Annotated in this window: 16 protein-coding genes and 3 pseudogenes; 1 reads left to right on the plus strand and 18 read right to left on the minus strand. The window is 65.8% G+C overall.

The genetic code is table 11. From position 1 onward, the window contains the following. Positions 1 to 197: 197 nt before the first annotated feature. The 18 genes and pseudogenes from ahpF to G4G31_RS21575 form a co-directional block, all read right to left on the minus strand. The gene (gene ahpF / locus G4G31_RS21495; RefSeq protein ID WP_182989315.1) at positions 198 to 1,796 is read right to left on the minus strand and encodes an alkyl hydroperoxide reductase subunit F; all 1,599 of its coding nucleotides are present in this window, start codon (positions 1,794 to 1,796) and stop codon (positions 198 to 200) included. Positions 1,797 to 1,878: 82 nt separating this feature from the next. Continuing rightward, positions 1,879 to 2,442, minus strand: a complete 564-nt coding sequence (gene ahpC / locus G4G31_RS21500) for an alkyl hydroperoxide reductase subunit C (protein ID WP_182989316.1) — start codon at positions 2,440 to 2,442, stop codon at positions 1,879 to 1,881. 388 nt (positions 2,443 to 2,830) lie between these two features. Continuing rightward, positions 2,831 to 4,045, minus strand: coding sequence for a hybrid sensor histidine kinase/response regulator (locus tag G4G31_RS21505; protein ID WP_182989317.1), 1,215 nt, complete (start codon positions 4,043 to 4,045; stop codon positions 2,831 to 2,833). Further along, positions 4,042 to 4,677, minus strand: coding sequence for a chemotaxis protein CheB (locus G4G31_RS21510; protein WP_182989318.1), 636 nt, complete (start codon positions 4,675 to 4,677; stop codon positions 4,042 to 4,044). The genes G4G31_RS21505 and G4G31_RS21510 overlap by 4 nt, the downstream gene beginning before the upstream one ends. Continuing rightward, positions 4,674 to 5,516 carry a protein-glutamate O-methyltransferase CheR gene (locus G4G31_RS21515; RefSeq protein WP_229425175.1) on the minus strand — a complete coding sequence of 281 codons (843 nt, stop codon included), beginning with the start codon at positions 5,514 to 5,516 and terminating at the stop codon, positions 4,674 to 4,676. The genes G4G31_RS21510 and G4G31_RS21515 overlap by 4 nt, the downstream gene beginning before the upstream one ends. Before the next feature lie 8 nt (positions 5,517 to 5,524). Next, the gene (locus G4G31_RS28700) at positions 5,525 to 6,760 is read right to left on the minus strand and encodes a response regulator (protein WP_308600949.1); all 1,236 of its coding nucleotides are present in this window, start codon (positions 6,758 to 6,760) and stop codon (positions 5,525 to 5,527) included. Then, positions 6,691 to 9,024 carry a CHASE3 domain-containing protein gene (locus tag G4G31_RS27095; RefSeq protein ID WP_229425176.1) on the minus strand — a complete coding sequence of 778 codons (2,334 nt, stop codon included), beginning with the start codon at positions 9,022 to 9,024 and terminating at the stop codon, positions 6,691 to 6,693. Before G4G31_RS27095 ends, G4G31_RS28700 begins: the two co-directional genes overlap by 70 nt. 143 nt (positions 9,025 to 9,167) lie before the next feature. Then, positions 9,168 to 11,730 (minus strand): annotated as a pseudogene (uvrA, locus tag G4G31_RS21525) (excinuclease ABC subunit UvrA). A 506-nt stretch (positions 11,731 to 12,236) separates the two neighbouring features. After that, complete coding sequence (locus G4G31_RS21530) at positions 12,237 to 13,514, minus strand: glycosyltransferase (protein ID WP_182991870.1); 1,278 nt, start codon at positions 13,512 to 13,514, stop codon at positions 12,237 to 12,239. 21 nt (positions 13,515 to 13,535) lie between these two features. Further along, a pseudogene (locus G4G31_RS21535) lies at positions 13,536 to 14,599 on the minus strand (SDR family oxidoreductase); the annotation flags it as partial. A gap of 83 nt (positions 14,600 to 14,682) precedes the next feature. Then, the gene (locus G4G31_RS21540; RefSeq protein ID WP_182989320.1) at positions 14,683 to 15,219 is read right to left on the minus strand and encodes a pyridoxamine 5'-phosphate oxidase family protein; all 537 of its coding nucleotides are present in this window, start codon (positions 15,217 to 15,219) and stop codon (positions 14,683 to 14,685) included. Positions 15,220 to 15,374: 155 nt separating this feature from the next. After that, complete coding sequence (locus G4G31_RS21545) at positions 15,375 to 15,710, minus strand: DUF805 domain-containing protein (RefSeq protein WP_182989321.1); 336 nt, start codon at positions 15,708 to 15,710, stop codon at positions 15,375 to 15,377. A 92-nt stretch (positions 15,711 to 15,802) separates the two neighbouring features. Next, positions 15,803 to 16,198: a VOC family protein gene (locus G4G31_RS21550; RefSeq protein WP_182989322.1), complete on the minus strand. Its 396-nt coding sequence runs from the start codon at positions 16,196 to 16,198 to the stop codon at positions 15,803 to 15,805. 4 nt (positions 16,199 to 16,202) lie between these two features. Beyond that, a complete protein-coding gene (locus tag G4G31_RS21555) occupies positions 16,203 to 16,628 on the minus strand; it encodes a GFA family protein (RefSeq protein ID WP_182989323.1) in 426 nt (141 codons plus the stop codon). Between the two features lie 103 nt (positions 16,629 to 16,731). Further along, entirely contained in the window at positions 16,732 to 17,181 is a 450-nt protein-coding gene (locus G4G31_RS21560) for a MarR family winged helix-turn-helix transcriptional regulator (RefSeq protein ID WP_182989324.1), read from the minus strand. 78 nt (positions 17,182 to 17,259) lie between these two features. Then, positions 17,260 to 18,078, minus strand: coding sequence for an alpha/beta fold hydrolase (locus G4G31_RS21565; RefSeq protein ID WP_229425177.1), 819 nt, complete (start codon positions 18,076 to 18,078; stop codon positions 17,260 to 17,262). Positions 18,079 to 18,353: 275 nt separating this feature from the next. Next, positions 18,354 to 18,821, minus strand: coding sequence for a DUF1854 domain-containing protein (locus tag G4G31_RS21570; protein WP_182989325.1), 468 nt, complete (start codon positions 18,819 to 18,821; stop codon positions 18,354 to 18,356). 1 nt (position 18,822) lies between these two features. After that, positions 18,823 to 21,111, minus strand: coding sequence for an ABC transporter ATP-binding protein (locus G4G31_RS21575; protein WP_182989326.1), 2,289 nt, complete (start codon positions 21,109 to 21,111; stop codon positions 18,823 to 18,825). A gap of 349 nt (positions 21,112 to 21,460) precedes the next feature. On the opposite strand from G4G31_RS21575, the pseudogene cphA reads away from it, so the two are divergent. Further along, positions 21,461 to 23,636 (plus strand): annotated as a pseudogene (gene cphA, locus G4G31_RS21580) (cyanophycin synthetase). Positions 23,637 to 23,641: the final 5 nt, after the last annotated feature.

Below are 23,641 nucleotides of genomic sequence, written 5' to 3' on the forward strand. Positions count from 1 at the left end.
GCAGTGGCACGGCGCTTTTTCTTTGCTTGCGTGGGGTGGACGGGTTTCCCGTCCACGCTCCCAGCATTGTGCTGGCACCGACGGCATACGGCCGTGAACGCGATCGTTCAAGGCGTGGACGGCAAGCCGTACACCCCATGAAAAACGCCACCCGATTTGCATCGGATGGCGCTTTGTTCATGCATGCTCCGTCAAGCTCAGGCTGCCTTGGCTTCCGCCTCGGCAATTGCCTCGGTCTCGGCCGTCGGCAAACGCATCAGGTAGTCGAAGGCTGCCAGCGACGCCTTGGCGCCCTCGCCTACCGCGATCACGATCTGCTTGAACGGTACCGTCGTCACGTCGCCGGCGGCGAATACGCCCGGCAGCGAGGTTTCGCCGCGCACATCGACTTCGATCTCGCCGTAGGGCGACAGCTCCAGCGTGCCCTTGAGCCATTCGGCGTTCGGGACCAGGCCGATCTGGACGAACACGCCGGCCAGTTCGATGGTCTTCGTTTCGCCGCTGATGCGGTCCTTGTACGAAATGCCGGTCACCTTCTTGCCGTCGCCATGGATTTCCGTGGTCTGGGCACTCTTGATGACGTCGACGTTCTTCAGGCTGTAGAGCTTGCGCTGCAGGACCGCGTCGGCGCGCAGTTCGGCGCCATATTCGATCAGGGTGACGTGCTCCACGATGCCGGCCAGGTCGATCGCCGCTTCGACGCCCGAGTTACCGCCGCCGATCACCGACACGCGCTTGCCCTTGAACAGCGGACCGTCGCAGTGCGGGCAATAGGCCACGCCGTGGTTCTTGTATTCCTTTTCGCCTGGCACGTTGATTTCGCGCCAGCGGGCGCCGGTCGAGAGGATCACCGTTTTCGACTTCAATACCGCGCCGTCGGCGGTCGTGACTTCGAACAGGTTCTCCGCATTGCGCTCGAGCTTGGCGGCGCGCTGCAGGTTCATGATGTCGACGTCGTAGTGCTTGACGTGCTCTTCCAGCGAGATGGCGAACTTCGGCCCTTCGGTCTCCTTGACCGACACAAAGTTCTCGATCGCCAGGGTGTCGAGCACCTGGCCGCCGAAGCGGTCGGCGACAACGCCGGTACGGATGCCTTTGCGGGCGGCATAAATTGCCGCGGCCGCGCCGGCAGGACCACCGCCGACGATCAGCACGTCGAAGGCTTCTTTCTTCGACAGCTCGGCGGCCTTGCGCTTGCTCGCACCGGTATCGAGCTTGGCGAGGATTTCCTCGGCGCTCATGCGGCCCTGGCCGAAGTGCTCGCCGTTGAGGAACATCATCGGCACGGCCAGGATCTGGCGCGCTTCGACTTCCTCCTTGAACAGGCCGCCGTCGATGGTGGTGACCTTGATGCGCGGGTTGATGATGGACATCGAGTTCAGCGCCTGCACGACTTCCGGGCAGTTATGGCAGGACAGCGAAATGAAGGCTTCGAAGACGTAATCGCCGTCGAGGTTCTTAATTTGTTCGATGACGGCGTCGTCGAACTTGATCGGGTGGCCGCCCACCTGCAGCAGGGCCAGCACGAGCGAGGTGAATTCGTGGCCGAGCGGGATGCCGGCGAAGCGCACGCCGATATCGGTGCCGACGCGGTTGATCGCAAACGAGGGCTTGCGCACATTGTCGTCGCTCGCTTCGACGTACGAAATCTTGGCGCTCAACGAGGTGATTTCCCGGAGCAGCTCTTCCATTTCGCGCGCCTTCGGCGACGCATCCAGGGATGCAACGATCTCAATCGGCTGCACCACTTTTTCCAGATAGGCCTGCAACTGCTTCTTGAGATTTGCTTCCAGCATGATGTTTTCCTTGTATTCGGTGAAGAATGGATGCCGGCGGTCTTCCCTGCCAGGCATCCGGGTACTACTGACTACTGACTACTTAGATCTTGCCGACCAGGTCCAGGGAAGGCGTGAGCGTTTCAGCGCCTTCGGTCCACTTGGCTGGGCAGACTTCGCCCGGGTGCGAAGCGACGTACTGGGCAGCCTTGACTTTGCGCATCAGTTCCGACGCGTCGCGGCCGATGCCGTTGTCGTGAACTTCCATGACCTTGATCTGGCCTTCAGGATTGATGACGAAGGTACCGCGCAGTGCCATGCCTTCTTCTTCGATCATGACTTCGAAGTTGCGGGCCAGGGTGCCGGTCGGGTCGCCGATCAGCGGGTAATTGACCTTCTTGATCGCGTCCGAGGTGTCGTGCCATGCCTTGTGGGCGAAGTGGCTGTCGGTCGACACGCCGTAGACCTTCACACCCATCTTTTCGAATTCCGGCTGGAATGCGGCCAGGTCTTCTAGTTCGGTCGGGCACACGAAGGTGAAGTCGGCCGGGTAGAACATCAGCACCGACCAGGTGCCACGGAACTGCTCGTCGGTCAGGTCGATGAACTTGCCTGCGTGGTAAGCGGTTGCCTTGAACGGTTTGATCTGGGTATTGATAAGGGACATGGAAGCTCCTGTTGTGTTGTGTATCAAAGTTGATAAATGCAAGTGTAAAGCGCTTGCTGTCGCTTGTAAAATTAATTGATCGGATAGGATCGATTGATTTCTACTATCGAGAGGATGAGACAAATCCTGCCAGGCAGGGATGTCAGTCTCGCAAGAGACCTGTCAGTGTGCGGGAAACGCACGCGCTTTGCAACCGCGCGCCGTGTAAGGTTTTACATCCAAAACCGCAACCTCCGAAGTGCTGGGGTCAGGTCTGACATTCGGACACAGCCTCGACAGTTCCGAAGTGCTGGGGTCAGGTCTGACATTCGGACACAGCCTCGACAGTAAACCGCTAAAACAGCCGAGCTCGTGTCCAAATGTCAGACCTGACCCCAGCTTTTTTCGTTCAGGCCGGTAAGGCCGCGCAGGTGACGACTTCGTCGCAGGGCAGTGCCAGGCAGAAGGTCGAGCCCTGTCCCGGGGTGCTGGTGACCGACAATTCGCCGCCGTGGGCCGTCGCCAGCTGGCGCGAGATGTACAGGCCCAGGCCCAGGCCCTTCGGTTCGCCGTTGCGGGCGCCGCGTTCGAAGGGCTGGAAGATGCGCTCGACATCGTCCGGCGAAATCCCCTTCCCCTTGTCCGCCACCTTGATGCTGGCCTGACGGCCTTCCACCTCGACGCTGACCTCGACGTCGCAGCCGCCGCCATAGCGCAGCGCATTCGTGAGCAGGTTGACCACGACCTGCTCGATGCGGAACTCGTCCCAGCAGCCGGTGACCGGCGGGTGCGGCGCGAGGGTAATCGCGCAGCCGCTGGCGGCAGCCTGCAGCGACAGGTCGCTCACCACCCGCTCGAGCATGCCCATCAGTTCCACCGGCGCCGGGCGCACCGACAGGGTGCCGTTCCGCATGCGGGTGACGTCGAGCATGTCGTCGATCAGGCGGATCATGGCCTTGATCTGGCGCTCGTCGCGCTTGATCATCGCGCCCATCTGTTCGCCGGAAAAGGCGGCCAGGTTGCCGCGTTTCAGGTGCAGCGTGCGCATCTGGGTTTCCAGGAACAGCGTGTTCAGGGGCGTACGCAGCTCGTGGGCGACGAGCGACATGAATTCGTCGCGCATCTTCAGGGAGCGCTGCAGCTCCGCCTGGGTAGCATTCAGCTCGGCCAGCAGGATTTCCTGTTCGCGCCGGCTCTTTTCCAGCGCTTCCATCTGGCGCCGCGTCTCGCGCCGCTGCTGGTCGAGGGCGACGAACACATTCACCTTGCCGCGCACCGCGTCCGGGTCGAGCGGTTTATACAGGAAGTCGACCGCGCCCGTCTCGTAGCCCTTGAAGGCATAGTTCAGCTCGCGCCCGGCGGCGGAGACGAACACGATCGGGATGTGGCGGGTGCGTTCCGTTCCGCGCATGAGCTCGGCCAGCTCGAAGCCGTCCATGCCCGGCATCTGCACGTCGAGGATGGCGAGCGCGAACTCGTGTTCCAGCAGCAGCGCCAGGGCCTCCTCGCCCGAATGGGCATGGAAGACGAGCCGCTGTGGATCCCGGATCAGGGCATCGAGGGCGCGCAGGTTGTCCGGCAGGTCGTCGACGATCAGTAACTTGCTTGGTTCATTGGTGCTCATGGTGTCTCCAACAGGGGCAGCAGTGCGCGAATGCCGGCCAGCGGCAGGACCAGGTGCGGCTCGCACCGCCGGATCGCCTCAAACGGCATCGTGGCCGCCTGCGCTTCGCCCGGGTCCTGCACGACGGTCAGGCCACCGCGCTGCCTGATCCTTTGCATGCCTTCGGCGCCGTCATGGTTGGCGCCGGTCAGCAGGATGCCGGCCAGGGCCGCGCCATAGGCATCGGCGGCCGACTCCATCAGCACGTCGATGGCCGGGCGCGCATAGTGCACGGGCGGCTCGCAGCTGAGTGAAAATACGCGATCGTGTTCGATCGACAGATGATAGCCGGCGCCGGCGAAGTACACCGTGCCGGGCTCGACGGATTGCTTGTCCCGGGCTTCCACGACGGGCAGTCCCAAGCGCGCATCGAACAGTTCCGCCAGGCGGCTTTCGCGGTCGGCCGGGACGTGCAGGATGCAGACGGTGGCCGGCGCGCCCTCGCGCGGCAGCGCCGGCAACAGCTCGACCAGGGCGTCGACGCCGCCGGCCGAGGCACCGATCACCAATGCCTCGATGCGCCGGCCCGCGAGCGCGCGCGCGACCGGGTCCGGTGCATCGCCAGGGACGTCGAGGTGCGCGGCGACCTTCATTCGACCGCCTTGCGGAAGATGCGCTCGCGCCGCGCCAGGCTTTCGAAGCGCTGGGCGTAGGTGGAAAAGTCGATGCTTTCCTTGCTGCCCAGCGCCAGGAAGCCGCGGTGGCAGAGCGACTCGTGGAAAAGGCCGAGCACGCGGTTCTGCAGGCGCCGGTTAAAGTAAATCATCACATTGCGGCAGCTGATGAAATGGGTTTCCGAGAACACGCTATCGGTGGCCAGGCTGTGGTCCGCAAAGGTCACGTTCTCGACCAGCCAGCGCTCGAACAGGGCGCCGCCGTAGGCCGCCGTGTAGTAATCGGAAAAGGCGCGCTTGCCGCCGGCCTTCTGGTAGTTCTCGGTGTACAGGCGCATGCGGTCGAGCGGAAACACGCCGCGGCGCGCGTTTTCCAGCGACTCGGGATTGATGTCGGTCGCGTAGATGATGCTGCGTTCGAGCAGCCCTTCCTCGTGCAGCAAAATGGCCAGCGAATAGACTTCCTCGCCGGTGCTGCAGCCGGCCACCCAGAGTTTCAGCGACGGATAGGTCCCCAGGTGCGGGATGACCTGGCTGCGCAGCGCCGCATGGTAGTCGGGATCGCGGAACATTTCGGTGACGGGGATGGTCAGGTATTGCAGCAGCTGGGCAAAGCTTTCCGGCTTGTGCAGCACCCTGGCCTGGAGCTCGGACACGGTGGCGCATTCCATCTCGCGCATGGCCACCAGCACCCGGCGCTTTTGCGATGCGCCAGTGTAATCGCGGAAGTCGTAGTTGTACTTGAGGTACACGGCCTCGATCAGCATCCGCAATTCGATATCGATGTTGTCCGGGGGATGCTTCATGGGCTCGCTCATCGGCTGTCTTAAACGCGTTCCATGGTGGGCATCCAGACCCGCAGCAGCGAGTACAGGCGCGCCAGGTCGATCGGCTTGGCAAGGTAGTCGTTGGCGCCGGCGGCCAGGCATTGCTCCTGGTCGTCCTTCATCGCCTTGGCGGTGATGGCGATGATCGGCAGGCGGTTGAAGCGGCCGTCGGCGCGGATGCGGCGCGTCGCTTCCAGGCCGTCCATGCCCGGCATCATGATGTCCATCAGCACCAGGTCGATGGCCGGCACCTCGTCGAGTTTCGCGATCGCTTCGAAGCCGTTCCGGCCGACCTCGACGTTGGCGCCGCGCTGCTCCAGCGCGGACGTCAGGGCGAACACGTTGCGCACGTCGTCGTCGACGAGCAGGATGGTGCGGCCTTCGAACACGCGGTCGCGTCCGCGCACGGTTTTGAGCATGTGCTGGCGCTCGGTCGACAGCTGCGACTCGACCTTGTGCAGGAACAGCGTCACCTCATCGAGCAGGCGCTCGGGCGAGCGCGCCCCCTTGATGATGATCGAGCGCGAGTACTTCATGAGCTCGGCTTCCTCGTCGCGCGTCAGGTTCCGTCCAGTGTAGACGATCACCGGCGGGAAGGACACCAGCTCTTCCTGCGACATGTGTTCCAGCAATTGTTTGCCCTGCATGTCGGGCAATTTGAGATCGATGATCATGCAGTCGAAAATCTGGCTGCGCAAGAGCGCCAGCGCTTCCCCGCCCGAGCCGACCGCGTCGATGTGCACGTCTTCGTCGGCGATCAGTTGCACCACGCTGTCGCGCTGGCGTTCGTCGTCCTCGACCAGCAGCACGCGCTTGATCTGCTGGGAGGATTTTTCCTGCAGCTTGCGGAAGACTTCTTCGAGCTGTTCGCGCGAGGTGGGTTTCAGGGCGTAGCCGATCGCGCCCAGGTGCAGCGCCTCGCCGCCGTTTTCCATCGAGGACACCACATGCACCGGAATGTGGCGCGTGGCCGGGTTGTCCTTCAACTGCTGCAGCACCGACAGGCCCGAGCTGTCCGGCAGGCGGATGTCGAGCAGGATCGCGTCCGGATTCTCGCTGGCAGCCAGTTGCAGGCCTTCGCCGGCAGTGAGCGCCACCAGGCAGCGGTATTCGAGATCGTGTGCCAGGTCGAACAGGATGCGCGCGAAGTCGGGCTCGTCCTCGATCACCAGCACGGTGCGGGCGCCCTCCGCTTTTTGGCCGCGGTCGTCCGGGAAGCTGGCCTTCGGCGCCACTTCCTCCGGCGCTGGCTCGGGTGCGGACTCCGGTGGCGGCAGCGCGCGCGCCAGGCGCGGCGACAGCGGCGCACCGGCCGCGCTGGCGCGGGGCGCGGCAGCCCGCGGCGCCGGCGGCGTGGCCGCCACGGTGCCGTTCCTCGGCATGCTGAGGGTGAAGGTACTGCCCTCGCCGGGGTGCTCGACACCACCAGCGTGCCGCCCAGCAGGCCGGTCAGGTCGCGCGAGATCGACAGGCCGAGTCCCGTACCGCCGAAGCGGCGGTTGGTGGTGCCGTCGGCCTGGTGGAAGGCCTCGAAGATGCGCTCGTGCTGTTCAGGCGGAATGCCGATGCCGGTGTCGGTCACGGTGAACTGGATCCAGCCTTCCTGGGTGGCGCTGACCGTCATGTTCACTTCGCCCTGTTCCGTGAACTTGACGGCGTTCGACAGCAGGTTCTTCAGCACCTGCTCGAGGCGCTGGCGGTCGGTGTGCAGGGTCGGCGGCACGTTCGGCTCGACCGCCACGGTGAAGCGCAAGTCCTTCTGCTTGGCCAGCGGCTCGAAAGTGCGGCCCAGGCCCTCGACGGTGCGGCGGATCGGCAGGTCTTCCGGCAGCAGCTCGAGTTTACCGGCCTCGACCTTCGAGATGTCGAGGATGTCGTTGATGAGGTGCAGCAGGTCGTTGCCGGCCGAATAAATCGTCTGGGCGAAGCGCACCTGCTCTTCATTCAGGTTGCCCGGCACGTTATCGGCCAGGAGTTTCGCCAGGATCAGCGAGCTGTTGAGCGGCGTGCGCAGTTCGTGCGACATGTTCGCCAGGAATTCCGACTTGTAGCGGCTGGCGCGTTCCAGGTCCAGTGCGCGGGCGCGCAGCTGTTCCTGGGCCTCGACCAGGGCCGCATTCTTCATGTCCAGGTTCATGGCCTGCTCGGCCAGCTGGTCGTTGGTCTGCTCCAGTTCCGCCTGCTGGTTTTCGAGGCTGGACTGGGATTCCTCCAGCGCGCGCGACTGTTCTTCGAGTTCCTCGTTGGCCGTGCGCAGTTCTTCCTGCTGCACCTGCAGTTCCTCGTTCAGGGCCTGGCTTTCGGAGAGGGCGTCCTGCAGGCGGCTGCGGTAGACGATGGCCGCCACCGAGGCGCCGACGGCGTCGCCCACCAGCCGCAGGAATTCGAGGTCGCGCTCGCGCACAGGCTGCAGGAAGCCAACTTCCATGACGCCCTTGACCTTGCCGAAGTTGGAGAACGGCGCGATGACGATCTCGCGCGGCGCCGTCTCGCCCAGGCTGGATGACACCTTGATGTAATCGCCCGGCAGTTCCTTGACCCGCAGCAGGCGGTTCTCGTTGGCGGCCTGGCTGGCGAGCGAGCTGCCCGATTCGATGGTTTTCGCGTGCTCGTCCTCGTTCGAGAAGCCGAAGGCGCCGATGCGGCGCAGCGTGCCATCCTCGTTGCGCACGTACATGGCGGCGACCGCGCCGCCGAGGTAGCGCACCACGTGGTCGAGCACGGCCTGGGCCAGCAGTTCGAGGCTGTTCAGTCCCAGGCTCTTGGCGGCCAGCTCGGCCTGGCCGGTACGCAGCCAGCTCAGGTGGCGCAGTTCGGCATTGTGTTCGCTCTCGTGCTTGAGCACCTCGTCGTAGGAAGTGGACAGGCGCAGCAGTTCACGCCGGCCAAAGGCAGCCAGCAGGCCGCCCCCGATCAGCGTGAACAGCAGGAATGCGCCCACCGACCAGGTGATGACGGTGCGCGCCGACTGGCTGCGTTGCTGCAACAGGCTGCGTTCGCTGGCAATGAAGCTGCTGAACTGGCTGCGCATCTCGTCGGTGAGGACCTTGCCGCGGCCACCGCGGATCGATTCGACCACATCCCGCCCGGTGCGGCGGCGCTCGATCATCTCGGTGGCAAAACCCAGCCACTCGCGGTGCGCGGAACGTACCTGGTTGAGCCGGTTGGCCTGGTCCGGATTGTCGTTAATGAGGCGCTGCAGGTTATCGAGTTCGATCTCGACCTTCGGCCTGGCCACCGTGTACGGACCCAGGAAACTTTCGTCGCCCGAGATCAGATAGCCGCGCATGCCCGCTTCCATGTCGGAGACGAGTTTGCTCACTTCGTTGGCGTTGCCGATCACCTGCTGGGAGTGCTCGACCCAGTTGAGCACATTGATCATGAACGCGACAATCGCGACGAAGACACCGGCACTCAGTACGCTCATGCCGAGCGGCAGCGCGACGTTACGCTTGAGGATGCGGTGGAACTGCCTGTTATCGAGCGAGGAGCCGGTCATGTGTTGCGTTTATTTTAAGGAAAAATATCCTAAGTGTAACGCAAACGACACTTTCCGGCGCGCGCAAGCGTGCGCCACAATTGTCTGTACAAAGGCGTCAATACACCAATGGTGGCTGGCATGCCGCGTCGCGCGCCGCCTTGCTAGGCCCCGAGCACAGGCCTCAGATAGGGAGCCGTGCGGCTGCCCTTCGCCGCGGCGACCAGTTCCGGCGGCCCGGCCGCAACCACGGTACCGCCCTCGTCGCCCGCGCCCGGGCCGATGTCGATCACCCAGTCGCAGGTGGCGATCACGCGCATCGTGTGCTCGACCACGACGACCGTGTTGCCGGCGTCGACCAGGCGCTGCAGCTGGGCCACCAGGCGGTCGGCGTCGAGCGGGTGCAGGCCGGTGGTCGGTTCGTCGAGGACGTACAGGGTGTTGCCGCGCCCCGCACGCTGCAGTTCGGTCGCCAGCTTGATGCGCTGGGCCTCGCCTCCCGACAGTTCCGTGGCCGGCTGGCCCAGGCGCAGATAGCCCAGGCCCACTTCGCGCAAGACTTCCAGCGAGCGCTCGACAAGCGGCTCTCCGGCGAAGAATTCGGCCGCCCCGTCCACCGTCATGCCCAGCACCTCGGCGATGTTCCTGTCCTTGTAGGTCACTTCCAGCGTCTTCGCGTTGTAGCGGGCGCCGGCGCAGACCGGGCATGGCGCGTAGACGCTGGGCAGGAACAGCAGCTCGACCATGACGGAGCCTTCGCCGGCGCAGTTTTCGCAGCGGCCCTTGGCGACGTTGAAGGAAAAGCGGCCGGCGTCATAGCGGCGCGACTTCGCCATTTTTGTCGCCGCGAAGAGTTTGCGTACCTGGTCGAACAGGCCCGTGTAGGTGGCCAGGTTCGAACGCGGCGTGCGCCCGATCGGCTTCTGGTCGACCCGCACCATGCGCCGGATCGATTCCATGCCGGCGACGATGCGTCCTTCCAGCGGCAGCGCCGTCTCCTGTTCCAGTTCGTCCGGTTCCTCCTCCGGTACGGGCGCGCCCTGCCCCAGCTCTCTGGCCACCAGCTCGACCAGCACCTGGCTGACCAGGCTCGACTTGCCCGAGCCCGAGACGCCACAGACGCCGGTGAGCACGCCCAGCGGGAAGGCGACGGAGAGATTGTCCAGGTTGTTGCGGGTGACGCCTTCGAGCTTCAGCCAGCCGTTCGGTTGGCGCCGTGGGCGGGCTTCGGTGCCCGTTTCGCCTACGCGCATGTCGTCGAACAGGTAGCGCCGCGTCTGCGACGCTTCCACTTTCCTGAGCCCTTCGGGTGGGCCGCTGTAGAGCACTTCGCCGCCGCGCTCGCCCGCGGCCGGGCCGACGTCGACGATCCAGTCGGCGCGGCGGATCACGTCCAGCGCATGCTCGACCACGAAGAGGGAATTGCCCGAGGCTTTCAACTGGTCGAGTGCCGTCAGTAGTGCCTCGGTATCGGCCGGGTGCAGGCCCGCCGAAGGTTCGTCGAGCACGTAGACGACGCCGAACAGGTTCGAGCGCACCTGGGTAGCCAGGCGCAGGCGCTGCAATTCGCCGGGCGACAGCGTCGGCGTGCTGCGTTCCAGCGCCAGGTAGCCCAAACCCAGCGCCAGCAGCACGTCCAGGCGCGCGACCAGGTCTTCGGCGATGCGCTGGGTGACGATCAGCTGCTCGGGATGCAGCCTGGCCTGCTTCGCATTTTTTCGGCGCGGCGCCGCTGGCATGAGGCAGCAGCAGTTGGTGCAGGCGCGCCAGCGGCATGCGCGCGATGTCGGCGATGTCGACGCCGGCAAACGTCACCGACAGTGCCTCCTGGCGCAGGCGCTTGCCGCGGCAGACCGGGCATTCGGTACTGACCATGTAGCGTGCCACGCGCTTCTTCATCGAGGCGCTCTCGGTGGTGGCGAAGGTCTGCAGCACATAGCGGCGCGCGCCGGTAAAGGTGCCCTGGTAGCTGGGCGTGTCCTTGCGTTTGAGGGCCGCTTTCGTTTCCTCGGGCGTGAGGCCGGCGTACACCGGGACAGTGGGCGTCTCGTCGGTGTAGAGGATCCAGTCGCGGTCCTTCTTCGGCAGGTCGCGCCAGGGTGTGTCGACGTCATAGCCCATCGTCACCAGGATGTCGCGCAGGTTCTGGCCGTGCCAGGCCGGCGGCCAGGCGGCCACCGCGCGCTCGCGGATGGTGAGCGAGTCGTCCGGCACCAGCGATTTTTCGGTCACCTCGTAGACGCGGCCAAGGCCCGAGCACTGCTGGCAGGCGCCTTCGGGCGTATTCGGCGAGAACGACTCGGCATACAGCAGCTCCTGCCCCGGCGGATACTCGCCGGCGCGCGAATACAGCATGCGCAGGGAGTTCGACAGCGTGCTGACGCTGCCGACCGACGAGCGCGTGGTGGGCGAGCCGCGCTGCTGCTGCAGGGCGACCGCCGGCGGCAGGCCGTCGATCTCGTCGACTTCCGGCACCGGCATCTGGTGGAACAGGCGGCGCGCGTAGGGCGAGACCGATTCCAGGTAGCGCCGCTGGGCTTCCGCGTACAGGGTGCCGAAGGCAAGGGAGGATTTACCGGAGCCGGACACGCCGGTGAAGACGACGAGCGCGTCGCGCGGGATGTCGAGGTCGACGTTCTTCAGGTTGTGTTCGCGCGCGCCGCGTACGCGCACATAGCCGGGCCGACCGGCTCCGCCCGGAACCGTATCGGCCTCCCTGCCCCCCACCCGCCTCGCCTTTCCTGCGCATACATCCTTCCCACTCTTTCGCCGTCGATGCCCTCATTGAAACGCACCCGGCTGAACGAGACGGTGCGCTGACACACGTAGGTTGCGGCTCCACCCGACGCCATGCGCCGCGCCTTCGCGTGCGCCTGCTTCGCGTAACCCGGGCATTCAGCCCGGGGCAGCCCACGCGTTCAACGCACGGGTGATGGTCGAAGCGCGGGCTTGCATCGGCTTGTTGAACGCGTGGGCGGCAGCAAAGCCACGGGTTCGCGCGCACCCGGGTGGAGCCGCACACCCTACGTCGCTGTAGGGTGGACGGCTCCACCCGAGGACATGCGCCGCGCCTGCGCGTGCGCCTGCTTCGCGTAACCCGGGCACTCAGTCCGGGTCACTCCACGCGTTCAACGCACGGGTGATGGACGAAACGCGAGTTTGCACCCGCCTGTTGAACGCGTGGGCGGCGGACAAGCCGCGGGGGGGCACGTACCCGGGTGGAGCCGCCCACCCTACGAGCGCAGCCTGTCCCCCGCCAGCTCCTCCAGCGCATGCACCACCGCCTCCATCCCTGCATCGGCGCCGAAATGGCGCGCCACGGCGTGGCACCGGCCGGGCAAGGCCTCGTCGTCCAGCAGGGCTTCCAGACAGGACAGCAGGCGCGGCGTCGTCAGGCGCGCAGCCGGCAGCGAGCGCCCCACGCCCAGCGCCTGCACCCGTGCGCCATTGTCGAACTGGTCGTGCGCCAGCGGCACCACCAGCTGCGCCGTGCCGGCATGCAGGGCCTCGGCCGTGGTGCCGATGCCGCCGTGGTGCACCAGGACCGCAACCTGCGGCAGCAGCGCGCGCAGCGGCACGTACTCTTGCCAGAGCACGTGGTGCGGCAGTTCGGCCGGCAGCTGGTCGCGGTGCGGGGTCAGGAAGACGGCGCGTTCGCCCAGCAGGCGCGTCGCTTCGATCGCATGCTCGAAATACGCGCGCGCCTGGCGGTTGCCGGTGCCGGGCGTGAAGACGAGCGGCCGCCCGCCCTGCCCCGGGAACTGCTGCAAGGCCGGCGAGAGCGCGGCCTGCGGGTCGGGATCGAACAGGGGAAAACCGCTGCGCACCATGGGGCGCGGCCAGTCCGGCTGGGTCGACGCGAACCAGTCGGGAAACAGCGCGACCGACAAGTCGGCAATCGAGAACATGGTGTCGATCAGCGCCCGCACGGGCGCCAGCCCGGCCGCCGCGCGCGCCGCGTTCACGTCCGGCAGCGCAACCGGGTCGACAAAGCGGGCAGCGAGAAAGCGCCAGAGGCGGCGGCGCACGCCATGCGGCACCCAGCGCGGCACGCGCCAGGGCCCCAACAGCAGCGGGTCATGCACGGTCGGCAAATTCGATGGCGCGAGAAACGCGCCGGCGATGCGCAGACCCGGACGCGCGGCACGGCACAGGTCCGCCTCCGGCAGCGCCAGCGGATGCACCAGCATGGTGCAGGGCTCGTCGGGCGGCAGCGCCGCCATGAAGGCCGGCACCGCCGCCATGGCCGGCCGCGTCGCCTGCCAGACCACGCCGAAGCCGCGCGTCGGGTGCCACAGGTCGGGATGGTCCAGCACCGCCGGGTCGGCCGGCAAGCCATGGAACGGCAGGCCCGCCGCCTTGACAAAAGGTTCGTGCTGGACCGGGCCGAGAAAGCTCACCCGGTGGCCGGCTGCAAGGAGGGCGAGCGCAATGCGCAGGAAAGGAAACAGGTCGCCCGCCGACCCGATCGTGACGAGCACGAAGCGATGCGGCTTGCGGGCGGCGTCCATGATCGTGCCCGGCACCCTCAGGGGAATGAGGCGCTCGGCGCGCAGGCGCGCGAACAGGTCGAAGAAGGAATCGTCCGTCGCCTGCCAGGCAGCGAAGCCGAGGCGGCGGCTGTTGGCCATGTCGCTCATCACTTCGAGCGGGCGGCCGAGATCGAGGTCCGTGTGCCAGCTTGACGCCAACCGGTCCAGGTCAGGCTCGACCAGGCCATGACGCGTCGCGATCTCGCGCCAGAGCGGCGCGTCATTCGCCATCGCGGCTTCCAGGGGCTGCACCTTCCCGCTGTAGCCGGCCGCCTGCACGCCGAACCAGTCCGCCAGCCGTGGCCACAGCCAGCTCCAGCGGAAGACGTCGCCGTTGGCGATGTTGAAGGCCTCGTTCTTGGCTGCGTCAGTATCGGCTGCCCACACCAGCTGCCTGGCCAGCATGCGGGCGTCCGTCACGTCCGACAGCCCCTTCCACTGTGCCTCGGAACCGGGGAACTGGAAGGGCCGTCCGGTTTCCTTGCAGAGGGTGGCATACACAGCCAGCGTGGTACCCATGTTCATGGCGTTGCCCACTGCCAGCCCGATGATCGAGTGCGGCCGGTGCACGCTCCAGGTGAAGCGGTCGCGCGCGGCGGCGGCATACACCTCGTCTTCCTGGGCGTAATAAAAGTTTTCCAGCGGCAGGCGCGGCTGGCTTTCGCGCAGCGGCGTATCGGGCAGCGTGCCCGAACTGGCATAGGCCTCGAAGGGTCCCAGGTAATGCTTCAGGCCGGTGACCAGGGCGACATGGCGCACGCTGCGCCCCGGCGCCAGGGCGTCCAGCAGGTTGCGTACCAGGGCGGCGTTGACGCGGATGTTCTCGCTTTCCGTGTCCTGGCGCATCCGGTGGTGATGAAGACGTGGGTGGGCGCCAGGCCGACCAGTGCCGCCGCCAGTCCCGCCGGGTCGAGCAGGTCGGCTGCAATATGCTGCACGTCCGGCAGGTCGCGTGGTGCGCGCCGCGACAGGCCCGCCACCTTCCATCCCCGAGCCAGCAGTTCGCGCGCCGTGTAGTTGCCGCCGATGCCGGTAACGCCGACGACCAGAGCCGTTCGTTGCATGTGTTTCCCCTGTCTGCTTTCAATGCAGCCGATTCTAACCGTGCCGGGGAAATGGGGCGCGCCGGTGGGGAAACGGCGCGAACTTACGGCAGCAGGCGGCCCTCGATCGAATCGTCGAGCGTGCGCCCGATGGCGGCGCCGACGAGCATCCTGGCGCCGGCGACGGCCTCGCCGTGCTTCGTATCCCAGTAGTAGCCGGCGCGTGGCGTGACGTCGATGAGGGTGATGCGCGGATCGTCCTTGCCTTCGGTGAACCAGGTTTTCAGGGTCAAATCCCAGAGCTCGTCGATCTTGGCGGGGTCGCGCGACACCCTGGCAACCCCGTCGAGTTCCAGGAAGCCGGAGTGCGTCCCGACCTGGAAGTAGAGCTTGACCTCGCTGTCGTCCGCGAGCTCGGCGTTCTTGTAGCTATCGGCGGCACTCATGAACCACAGGTGGCCGGCCTCGTCGGCCTGCAGTACGCTCATCGGCCGCACGCCGCGGCTGGGGCCCCCGCCGCCGCGGGTGGCGAAAAAGCAGGTCTTGGCCGCTTGCGCCATGGCGCGGATGCGGGCGATGGCGTCCATGCCGCGCAGGTCGCGGCGGTTCTCTTCAGGCTGGTTCTTGTTGATCGAATCCATGGTCTCTCCTCGAGGCAATGGACCGACTGTAGATGAGGGCTGGCGTACCGTCCGTGCGGGCCCTCACGCAGGACGGGAAGCGGGGATGAAAGCTTGGACCAAAGAAAAACGGCGCCGTGGGCGCCGTTGGTTCCGATGCGGGTGTTCGGTTGCCCTCAGACGACCGCGCCGGCTGGCACGCCGTAGCGGTTCGGACGGCTTTCCTGGGCCAGGAAGACGATCAGGATGATCCAGCCGACCAGTGGAATCAGCCAGATCAGCTGCATCCAGCCGCTGCGGTCGGTATCGTGCAGGCGGCGGCAAGCGACGGCGATCGACGGTACCAGGGTGGCGATGGCGAAGGCAAAGGACAGGAAACTGCTCATCTGGCCCAGCACGAAGTTGCCGACGATGACGAACAGGAAGAACCACCAGTATTCGGAACGCGAAGCGGTACCGTCAAAGGTGGCGTATTTCTTGAAACACAGCGAAACTGCTTCGATAAAGTTCATGTATGGCTCGCAATGGAAAAATGGTGGGACAAGTGCTGGGCGCCCTGGCACAAAGTTGCCAACGAGAGTATGTCATTGCGCAATATTTTTCGCTACGAAAAGTTTTTATTCATCTGTCGCGCATAACTGACAGTCAGGAGTTCCCATTGGTGCCCTTCGGGAAGGTTCCAATAGATCCCGCGTCCGCCGTAATCGGTATTGACCTGCTGGTTGACCGGGCCGCGCACATGGCTGCGGTAGGAAATGCCCGCTTCCACGATGCGCTTGAAGATGGCATCGAACTCGTCGTCGCTGACGCGAAAGCAGAAATGCTCGACGGGAAAGGGTTCGCTCGTCTGGATAAAATCGAGCGTCAGGCCGGCGTTGATGTAGACCGGCGAGAAGACGCCGAATGCGCTCTCTTCCCAGGGCACGCCCAGCAAATGCGCAAGCTGCCGGGCCGCGGCGACGCGGTCGCGCGCCGGCACGATGGCATGGTCGAGTTCCATGGGATCAAATCGAAGGATCCGCTTCGGCGCCGCCTTCGCTGCGCGTGCGCGGGTAGGCAGGCAGGCCGTCTTCGATACGCATCCAGCCCAGGCGGTCCTTGGTGAAAGTATGGTCTTGCGGCGGCGCGGCTTCGGGATCGTCCAGGCTGGCCGTGGCGACGTCGATTTCCTCGGGATAGCGGTCGTCCTGGAAAGTCAGCGTGGTGCCGCACCTTGCGCAAAAGCCGCGCAGTACGTGCTCGCTCGAGCGGAAGGTGGCGGGATTGCCCTGTGAGAAGCGCAGCGCGTCCATGCGCGCGCTGAACCAGGCCACGGCCGGCGCCCCGGCGATGCGCCGGCAGTCGCTGCAATGGCACAGGGTTTGGTGGAAGAGTTCGCCCTCGACGACATAGCGCACCGCGCCGCAGTAACAGCCACCTTGCAATAGCATGAACGCCTCCGTTCGAAATCGGGTTGGTAAGAAGAGCATAAACGCGGCGACGCGGCGCTTCAAGCGGAGCACGGCTGCCGTGTGTACCACTTGCGTCGGCTCCTCAGCCCAGGTCCTCCTGCTCGGACAGCACCAGCGCCACATGGTTCAGCCAGCGCGCAACGACGGCCGTCTCGTCCGCCGAAAAGCCGTCCAGCAGGCGCGCATTGAGCGCGTCGAGCACCTCGTGCGCCCGCGCACTGGCCTGCCGCCCATCCTTTGACAGGCGCAGGCGCGTCAGGCGGCCATCCTGGGCGTCGCCGACACGCTCGACCAGCGCGGCCGCCTGCATCCGCTTCGACAGGTTCGTCACGGCCGCCGGCGCCACCTCCAGCGCCGCGGCGATCTCGCCGACCGAGGCGTCGTCGCGCTTGTCCAGCAGGAACAGCAAACCCACCTGCGCCGAGCTGATGCCCTCCCAGGCTTGCGGACGCCGCTCGATCCAGCGCGCCACCGCCCGCTGCGCGCGGTTGAGCAGGAAGACGAAACGCGGCGGTTTTACGGCCGCCGTCATGCCTGCCCCTGCCCGGCCGCCTGGGTCGCTGCCACCCCGGGTGCTGCGCCGGCCTGCGCCAGCAGCCATTGGCCGACCTCAGGCCAAAGCGCCTGCGAACGCTTGCGGAAAAAAGCCCATGTGGCCGATGCCGGGTAACCCGGCGTCACGCGGCGCGATCTGGCGGCGCGCGATCGGGGCGGCGCTGGCGCCGGCCAGCAGGATGTCCATCGCATGCGGATTGGCCCGGGGATCGTCGTCGAAGCCGAGCGCCAGCAGCGGCGTGCGCAAGGCGGCCGTCCGGCGCGCCGCATCGAGCGTGGGATCGTCGTAGAAATAGCGCGGCAAGGTGGTCCAGCGGCTCCATTCGAGCATCACCCCGCGCGGCAGGTCTTCGCCCAGGCCGATCCGCGCGCCCGGCATGTAGCCAAAGACGCGGCACAGCAGGGGCGCGAGCACGCGCATCACCAGCCACACCCGCATGCGCTCGGCGCGGCCGCGGATGGTGCGCGTGATGCCGGCATGGCAGGCAACCAGCACCGCGGCGCGCACAGGCGTGTCGGCCCCGGTCAGCAGCAGCGCATGGCCGCCGACGCTGTGGCCGACGGCCAGCAGCGGCACATTCGGCCAGCGCGCCGCGGCCCAGCGCGTCACGGCCGGGACGTCGCCCGTCATCCAGCCGGTCATCGTGACGGTTTCAATCTGCAGGCGTGCGCCGCGCGAGCGGCCGGTGCCGCGGTAATCGTAGGTCAGCACGGCAAAGCCGAGGTTTGACAGGTAGCGCGCGAAGTGCTCGTAGAAGGCTTGGGTGACGGCGGTGGCCGGGTGGATCAGGACGATCCCTTGCGGGTTGGCGACGGGCCAAAGGCTTGCCGCGAGCTCGCCATTGGCCGAGGGGATGGTGATGGATTCGGGCATCGCAGCCTCCATATCGTTAACGTGTTAACGACATTAGCACCGAATTGCGTGGATGGGCCAAAAAGGGGCATGCTTTAGAGGAAACGCTCGAAGGTCGGTCTTCCGTAGGGTGGGCTCTTGAGCCCACGCGGTACAGCGGTCGTACAGCTGAAAATGCACTGCATGTCGCAGCGCGCGCGTCCTCGGTGTCATGGAAGATGCAATGTGCAAGCTGGACCCCGCGTGGGCTCGAGAGCCCACCCTACGGTTCTACCCTGGACTTCGCCGCCAGCCCGTTACAAGAACCGGTCCAGGATCTTCCTGCTGTGCTTATCGATCCTGAACATGTCCCGCACCAGGAAGTTGATCCCGTGGCTGTCGGAAATGAGCAGCGAGGCCTCGCCCACGCGGCGGATGTCCTCGTCCACCTTGAGTACGAATTCGGTGTCGCCACGGTCCGTTTTCACAGTCCAGGTGCAGGGCGTGGCGAAGCTCGACACGCTGGCGATGTGGGCGATTTCGGGGATGAACTCGCGCCCTTCCAGCTCCTCCGTCACCAGGGCGCGGATCGTGTCCGGCGCGCTGGCCAGGTCGTCGATCCAGGCCACTTCCTTGCCGCCGTCGCGCACCAGCGAGATGCCGCGCGTGGGCGCCTGGATCGGGAAAGCGCGCACGGGAATCACGCCGACATGCTCGATTCCATCCTCGCCCGTAAGCACCAGTTTGCCGAAATTGTCGCGGCGCAGTTGAAAAGTCGTGCTCATGTCAGTCGTCCTTGTCGGCGTCGTCGTCCATGTCCTGGTCGACGTTGCGTGCCTGTGCTTCGTACAGGCGGTGGTAGGCGCCTTCGCGCGCCATCAGTTCGTCGTGGCTGCCCTCTTCCACGACCACGCCGCGGTCCAGCACGACCAGGCGGTCGGCCCGGTGCAGCGTGGACAGACGGTGGGCAATCGCAATCGTGGTGCGGCCCTGCACCAGGTTGTCGAGCGCCTTCTGGATTTCCTTCTCGGTTTCCGAGTCCACCGAGGACGTCGCTTCGTCCATGATCAGGATCGGCGGGTCGATCAGGAGGGCGCGCGCAATCGAGATGCGCTGGCGCTCGCCGCCCGACAGGCCCTGGCCGCGCTCGCCCACCATCGAATCGTAGCCCTGCGGCAGGCGCAGGATGAATTCGTGGGCGTGGGCGGCCCTGGCCGCGGCGATGATTTCCTCGCGCGTCGCGCCTGGCTTACCGTAGGCGATGTTCTCGGCAATCGTGCCGAAGAACAGGAAGGGTTCCTGCAGCACCAGGCCGATGTTGCGGCGATAGTCGGCCACGGCGAACGAGCGGATATCGACGCCATCGAGCAAAATCGCGCCTTCGGCCACGTCGTAGAAGCGGCAGATCAAATTCACCAGCGTGCTCTTGCCGGAACCGCTGTGGCCGACCAGTCCGACCATCTCGCCGGCGCGGATATTGAGCGAAATGCCGCGGTTGACGGCCCGGTTGCCGTAGCGGAAACCGACTTCGCGCAGCTCGATATTGCCCTCGACTTTCGGCACCTGCACCGGGTTGACCGGGTCCGGCACGCTCGAGACGTGATCGAGGATGTCGAAGATGCGCTTGGCCGCCGAGGCCGATTTTTGCGTGACCGAGACGATGCGGCTCATCGAATCGAGGCGAACATAAAAACGGCCCGAATAGGCGATGAATGCCGACAGGGTACCGACCGTGATCTCGCCGCGCGAGACCTGCCAGATGCCGAAGCACCAGATCACCAGCAGCCCGAGTTCGGTGAGGAAGGACACCGTCGGCGAGAACAGCGACCACACCTTGTTCAATTTATCGTTCACCGCCAGGTTGTGCTTGTTCGCCTCGCGGAAGCGTACGGCTTCGCGCTTTTCCTGGGCAAAGGCTTTCACCACGCGGATGCCGGGGATGGTATCGGCCAGCACGTTGGTGACCTCGCCCCAGACGCGGTCGATCTTCTCGAAGCCGGTGCGGAGTTTATCGCGCACGACGTGGATCATCCAGGCGATGAAGGGCAGCGGCACCAGGGTGATGAAGGCCAACCAGGGATTGATGGAAAACAGGATCACGCCCGTCATGATGATCATCAGGACGTCCGACAGGAAGTCGAGCAGGTGCAGCGACAGGAACACGCAGATACGGTCCGACCCGCTGCCGATGCGGCTCATCAGGTCGCCGGTGCGCTTGCCGCCGAAAAATTCCAGCGACAGCTTGAGCAGGTGTTCGTAGGTGGTCGAGCGCAGGTCGGCGCCCATGCGCTCGGATACCAGCGCCAGCACATAGGTCTTGCCCCAGCCGAGCGCCCAGGCCAGCACGGCCGAGGCCAGCAGGCCGCCCATGTACAGGTAGACCAAATCGTTGTCGATCTTCTGCCCGTTCTGGTAAGGAATCAGGACATTGTCCATCAGCGGCATCGTCAGGTAGGGCGGGATCATGTGCGCGGCGGTACTGGCCAGCATCAGCAGGAAGCCGAGCAGCAGCTGGCCCTGGTAGGGCACGGCAAAGCGCCACAGGCGCAAGAGCGTCCAGGTGGACGGCGGCGTATGCAGCACCTTGGTGCAGATTGGGCAGTCTTCCTGGTCGGGTTCCAAGGGCGCCTTGCAGCTCGGGCAGGTGTGCTGCTCGGGCGGTAGCACCGGCAGGCCCGTCTCGGCGGACTTCACCTGGTCGGCAAAAGCGTCGACCACGCGGATCGCGTGCAGGTTCTGGCCGAGGGTGAAGCGCCAGCTGGCCAGCAGGCCGCCCGCGTCCACCAGTTCGAGGTGACCGACGCCGGCATGGTCGTGGTGGCGCAACTGCAGACCAGGAATGATCGGCCAGGCGCGCCAGGCGGTTTCGCCGGGCGCGCGCGACAGCAGGCGGCGGCTTGTTACCACCACCACACCCTTGATGAAACGTAATTTTGCGTCGAGGTCAACCTCCACGCCGGTCAGCGCGTTTTCCCCTGGTGCAAGCTGTTTCCGAACATCATCCTGCCAGGCGTCGGGCAAGAAACCGGCGGCGGCCGCCAATGATGTCGGAGAAACAAGTTGTTGAGTCGTCATTATGTTGAGGCTGCCCGTGACGGGCGTGTTCTGGATACAGGGGTAACGCGGAAACCGGCTCAGCGGTTTACATGTACGAGAGGAAAAAGTCCGATGTGGTGCACGCTATGCGACGCGCTACGCGACGCGCCAGGCGACCCGCCCGGCGAAGCGCGGCAGGTGCGGAAGCGCCATTTGGCAGAAATCGGCACGGCGCTGTAAGCTTCGGTCCGGCAAGTATATAACAATGTGCGCTGCATAATTACGCCGATGCGCGGTAGGTATGCGCGTGGGTGCGGTAGCGCACAGGCAGGCAAACATAGGCAACGCCATCATGGTGCACCAGACCTTGGCGGCAAGACATCATTACATGACAAAGAAGAAAGACATCAAGTTCCTCCGTGTAGCGCACCTGCGCGGCCCGAACATCTGGACCTACCGTCCCGTGATCGAGGCCTGGATCGACATCGGCGAACTGGAAGACTTCCCCTCGAATAAATTGCCGGGCTTTAACGAGCGCCTGACCGCCCTATTGCCGGGTCTGGTCGAGCACCGTTGCGGCGTCGGCGAGCGCGGCGGCTTCATCGAACGCCTCGAAGGCGGCACCTGGGCCGGCCACATCCTCGAGCACGTCGTGCTCGAACTGCAGAACATGGCCGGCATGAAGACCGGCTTCGGCAAGACCCGTTCGACCGGCGAGCACGCCGTCTACAAGATGGCTTTCCGTACGCGCGACGCGGTCGTCGGCCGCGCGGCCCTCGAAGCCGGCCACCGCCTCCTGATGGCCGCGATCAACGACGAAGCCTTTGACATGGCCGCCACCGTGGCGCAGCTGACCGAGCTGGTCGACCGCTACTGCCACGGGCCCGTCCACCGCCCACATCGTCGACGCCGCCACCGACCGCCGCATCCCTTCCATCCGCCTGACCGAAGGCAACCTGGTGCAGCTGGGCCATGGCGCCGCGCAGCGCCGCATCTGGACCGCCGAGACCGACCGCACCAGCGCCATCGGCGAATCGATCGCCAGCGACAAGGACCTGACCAAGGAACTGCTCGCGTCATGCGGCGTGCCGGTGCCGGAAGGCGCCCCGGTGCGCAGCGCCGACGCCGCCCGGGAAGAAGCGCAGGACATCGGCTTGCCGGTGGTGCTGAAACCCGTCGACGGCAACCACGGCCGCGGCGTGACGCTGAACCTCATGACGGAAGGGGAAGTACGGACGGCCTATGCCATCGCCTCGGAAGCGGGCGACAGCACTGCCGTGCTGGTCGAGCGCTTCATCCCCGGTAACGAACACCGCCTGCTGGTGGTCGGCCGCCAGGTCGTGGCCGCCGCCAAGGGCGAGTCGCTGTGGGTGACGGGCGACGGCAAGGCCAGCGTGACCGATCTCGTCGCTTCGCAGATCAACACCGACCCGCGCCGCGGCGAGAGCGAAGAGCATCCGCTGGGGCGCGTGAACGTGCAGGACAGCGAGATCCTGCTCGACCTGCGGCGCCAGGGCCTCACGCCCGAATCGATTCCGCAGGACGGCCAGAAGGTACTGATCCAGGTGAACGGCAACGTCGCCGATGATGTCACCGACCGCATCCACCCGGAAGTCGCGCACGCAGCAAGCCTGGCCGCGCGCGTGGTGGGCCTCGATATCGCCGGCATCGACCTCGTGTGCGAAGACATCTCGCGCCCCCTGTCGGAACAGCGCGGCGCCATCATCGAAGTCAATTCCAGCCCAGGCCTGCTGGCCCACATCAAGCCGGCTTCGGGCGAGCCGCGCAACGTCGGCCGTGCGATCGTCGACCACCTGTTCGGCGATGGCGAGAATGGCCGCATCCCGATCGTCGGCGTCACCGGCAAGCTCGGCGCCAGCCTGATCGCGCGCCTGATCGGCTGCCTCCTGAATGCCGGCGGCAAGCATGCGGGCGTGGCCAATGGCGAAGGCCTGTACCTCGACGGCCGCCAGGTGCACAAGGGCGACTGCACCGGCTTTGCCGCGGGCGAGCGCCTTCTCATCAACCGCAACATGGAAGCGGCCGTGTTCGAATCGAATGCGCGCAGCATCCTGGCCGAGGGCCTGCCCTACGACCGCTGCGCGGTGGGCATCGTCACCGACATGGGAGGCCTGGAGGACGTCGCCGAATTCCATATCCGCGACAGCGAGGCGCTGGCGAACGTCATCCGCAGCCAGGTCGACGTCATCCTGGGCGACGGCAGCGCGGTGCTGAACGCGGCCGATCCGGAAGTGGTGAAGCTGGCCGAATTCTCGGACGGACGCGTGATCTTCTACGCGATGGACGAGCAGCTCGCGGTCATGCGCGAGCACCGTGCGCGCGGCGAACGCGTGGTCTTTGCCCGCAACAACCACATCGTGCTGGCCGAAGGCGAGATCGAAACCTCGCTCCTCGACCTCGGCAAGATCAAGCCCGCCACCGTCAAGCATCCCGCCAGCGTGCTGGCCGCCACCGCCGGCGCCTGGGCGCTGGGCCTGCCGCACGACCTGATCTGCGGCGGCCTGCGCGCCTTCGACGCCACGCCCAAGAAAACGAATTATTAAACATG

It is taken from the genome of Massilia sp. Se16.2.3 (genome assembly GCF_014171595.1).
In the GTDB taxonomy this organism is placed as follows: domain Bacteria; phylum Pseudomonadota; class Gammaproteobacteria; order Burkholderiales; family Burkholderiaceae_D; genus Telluria.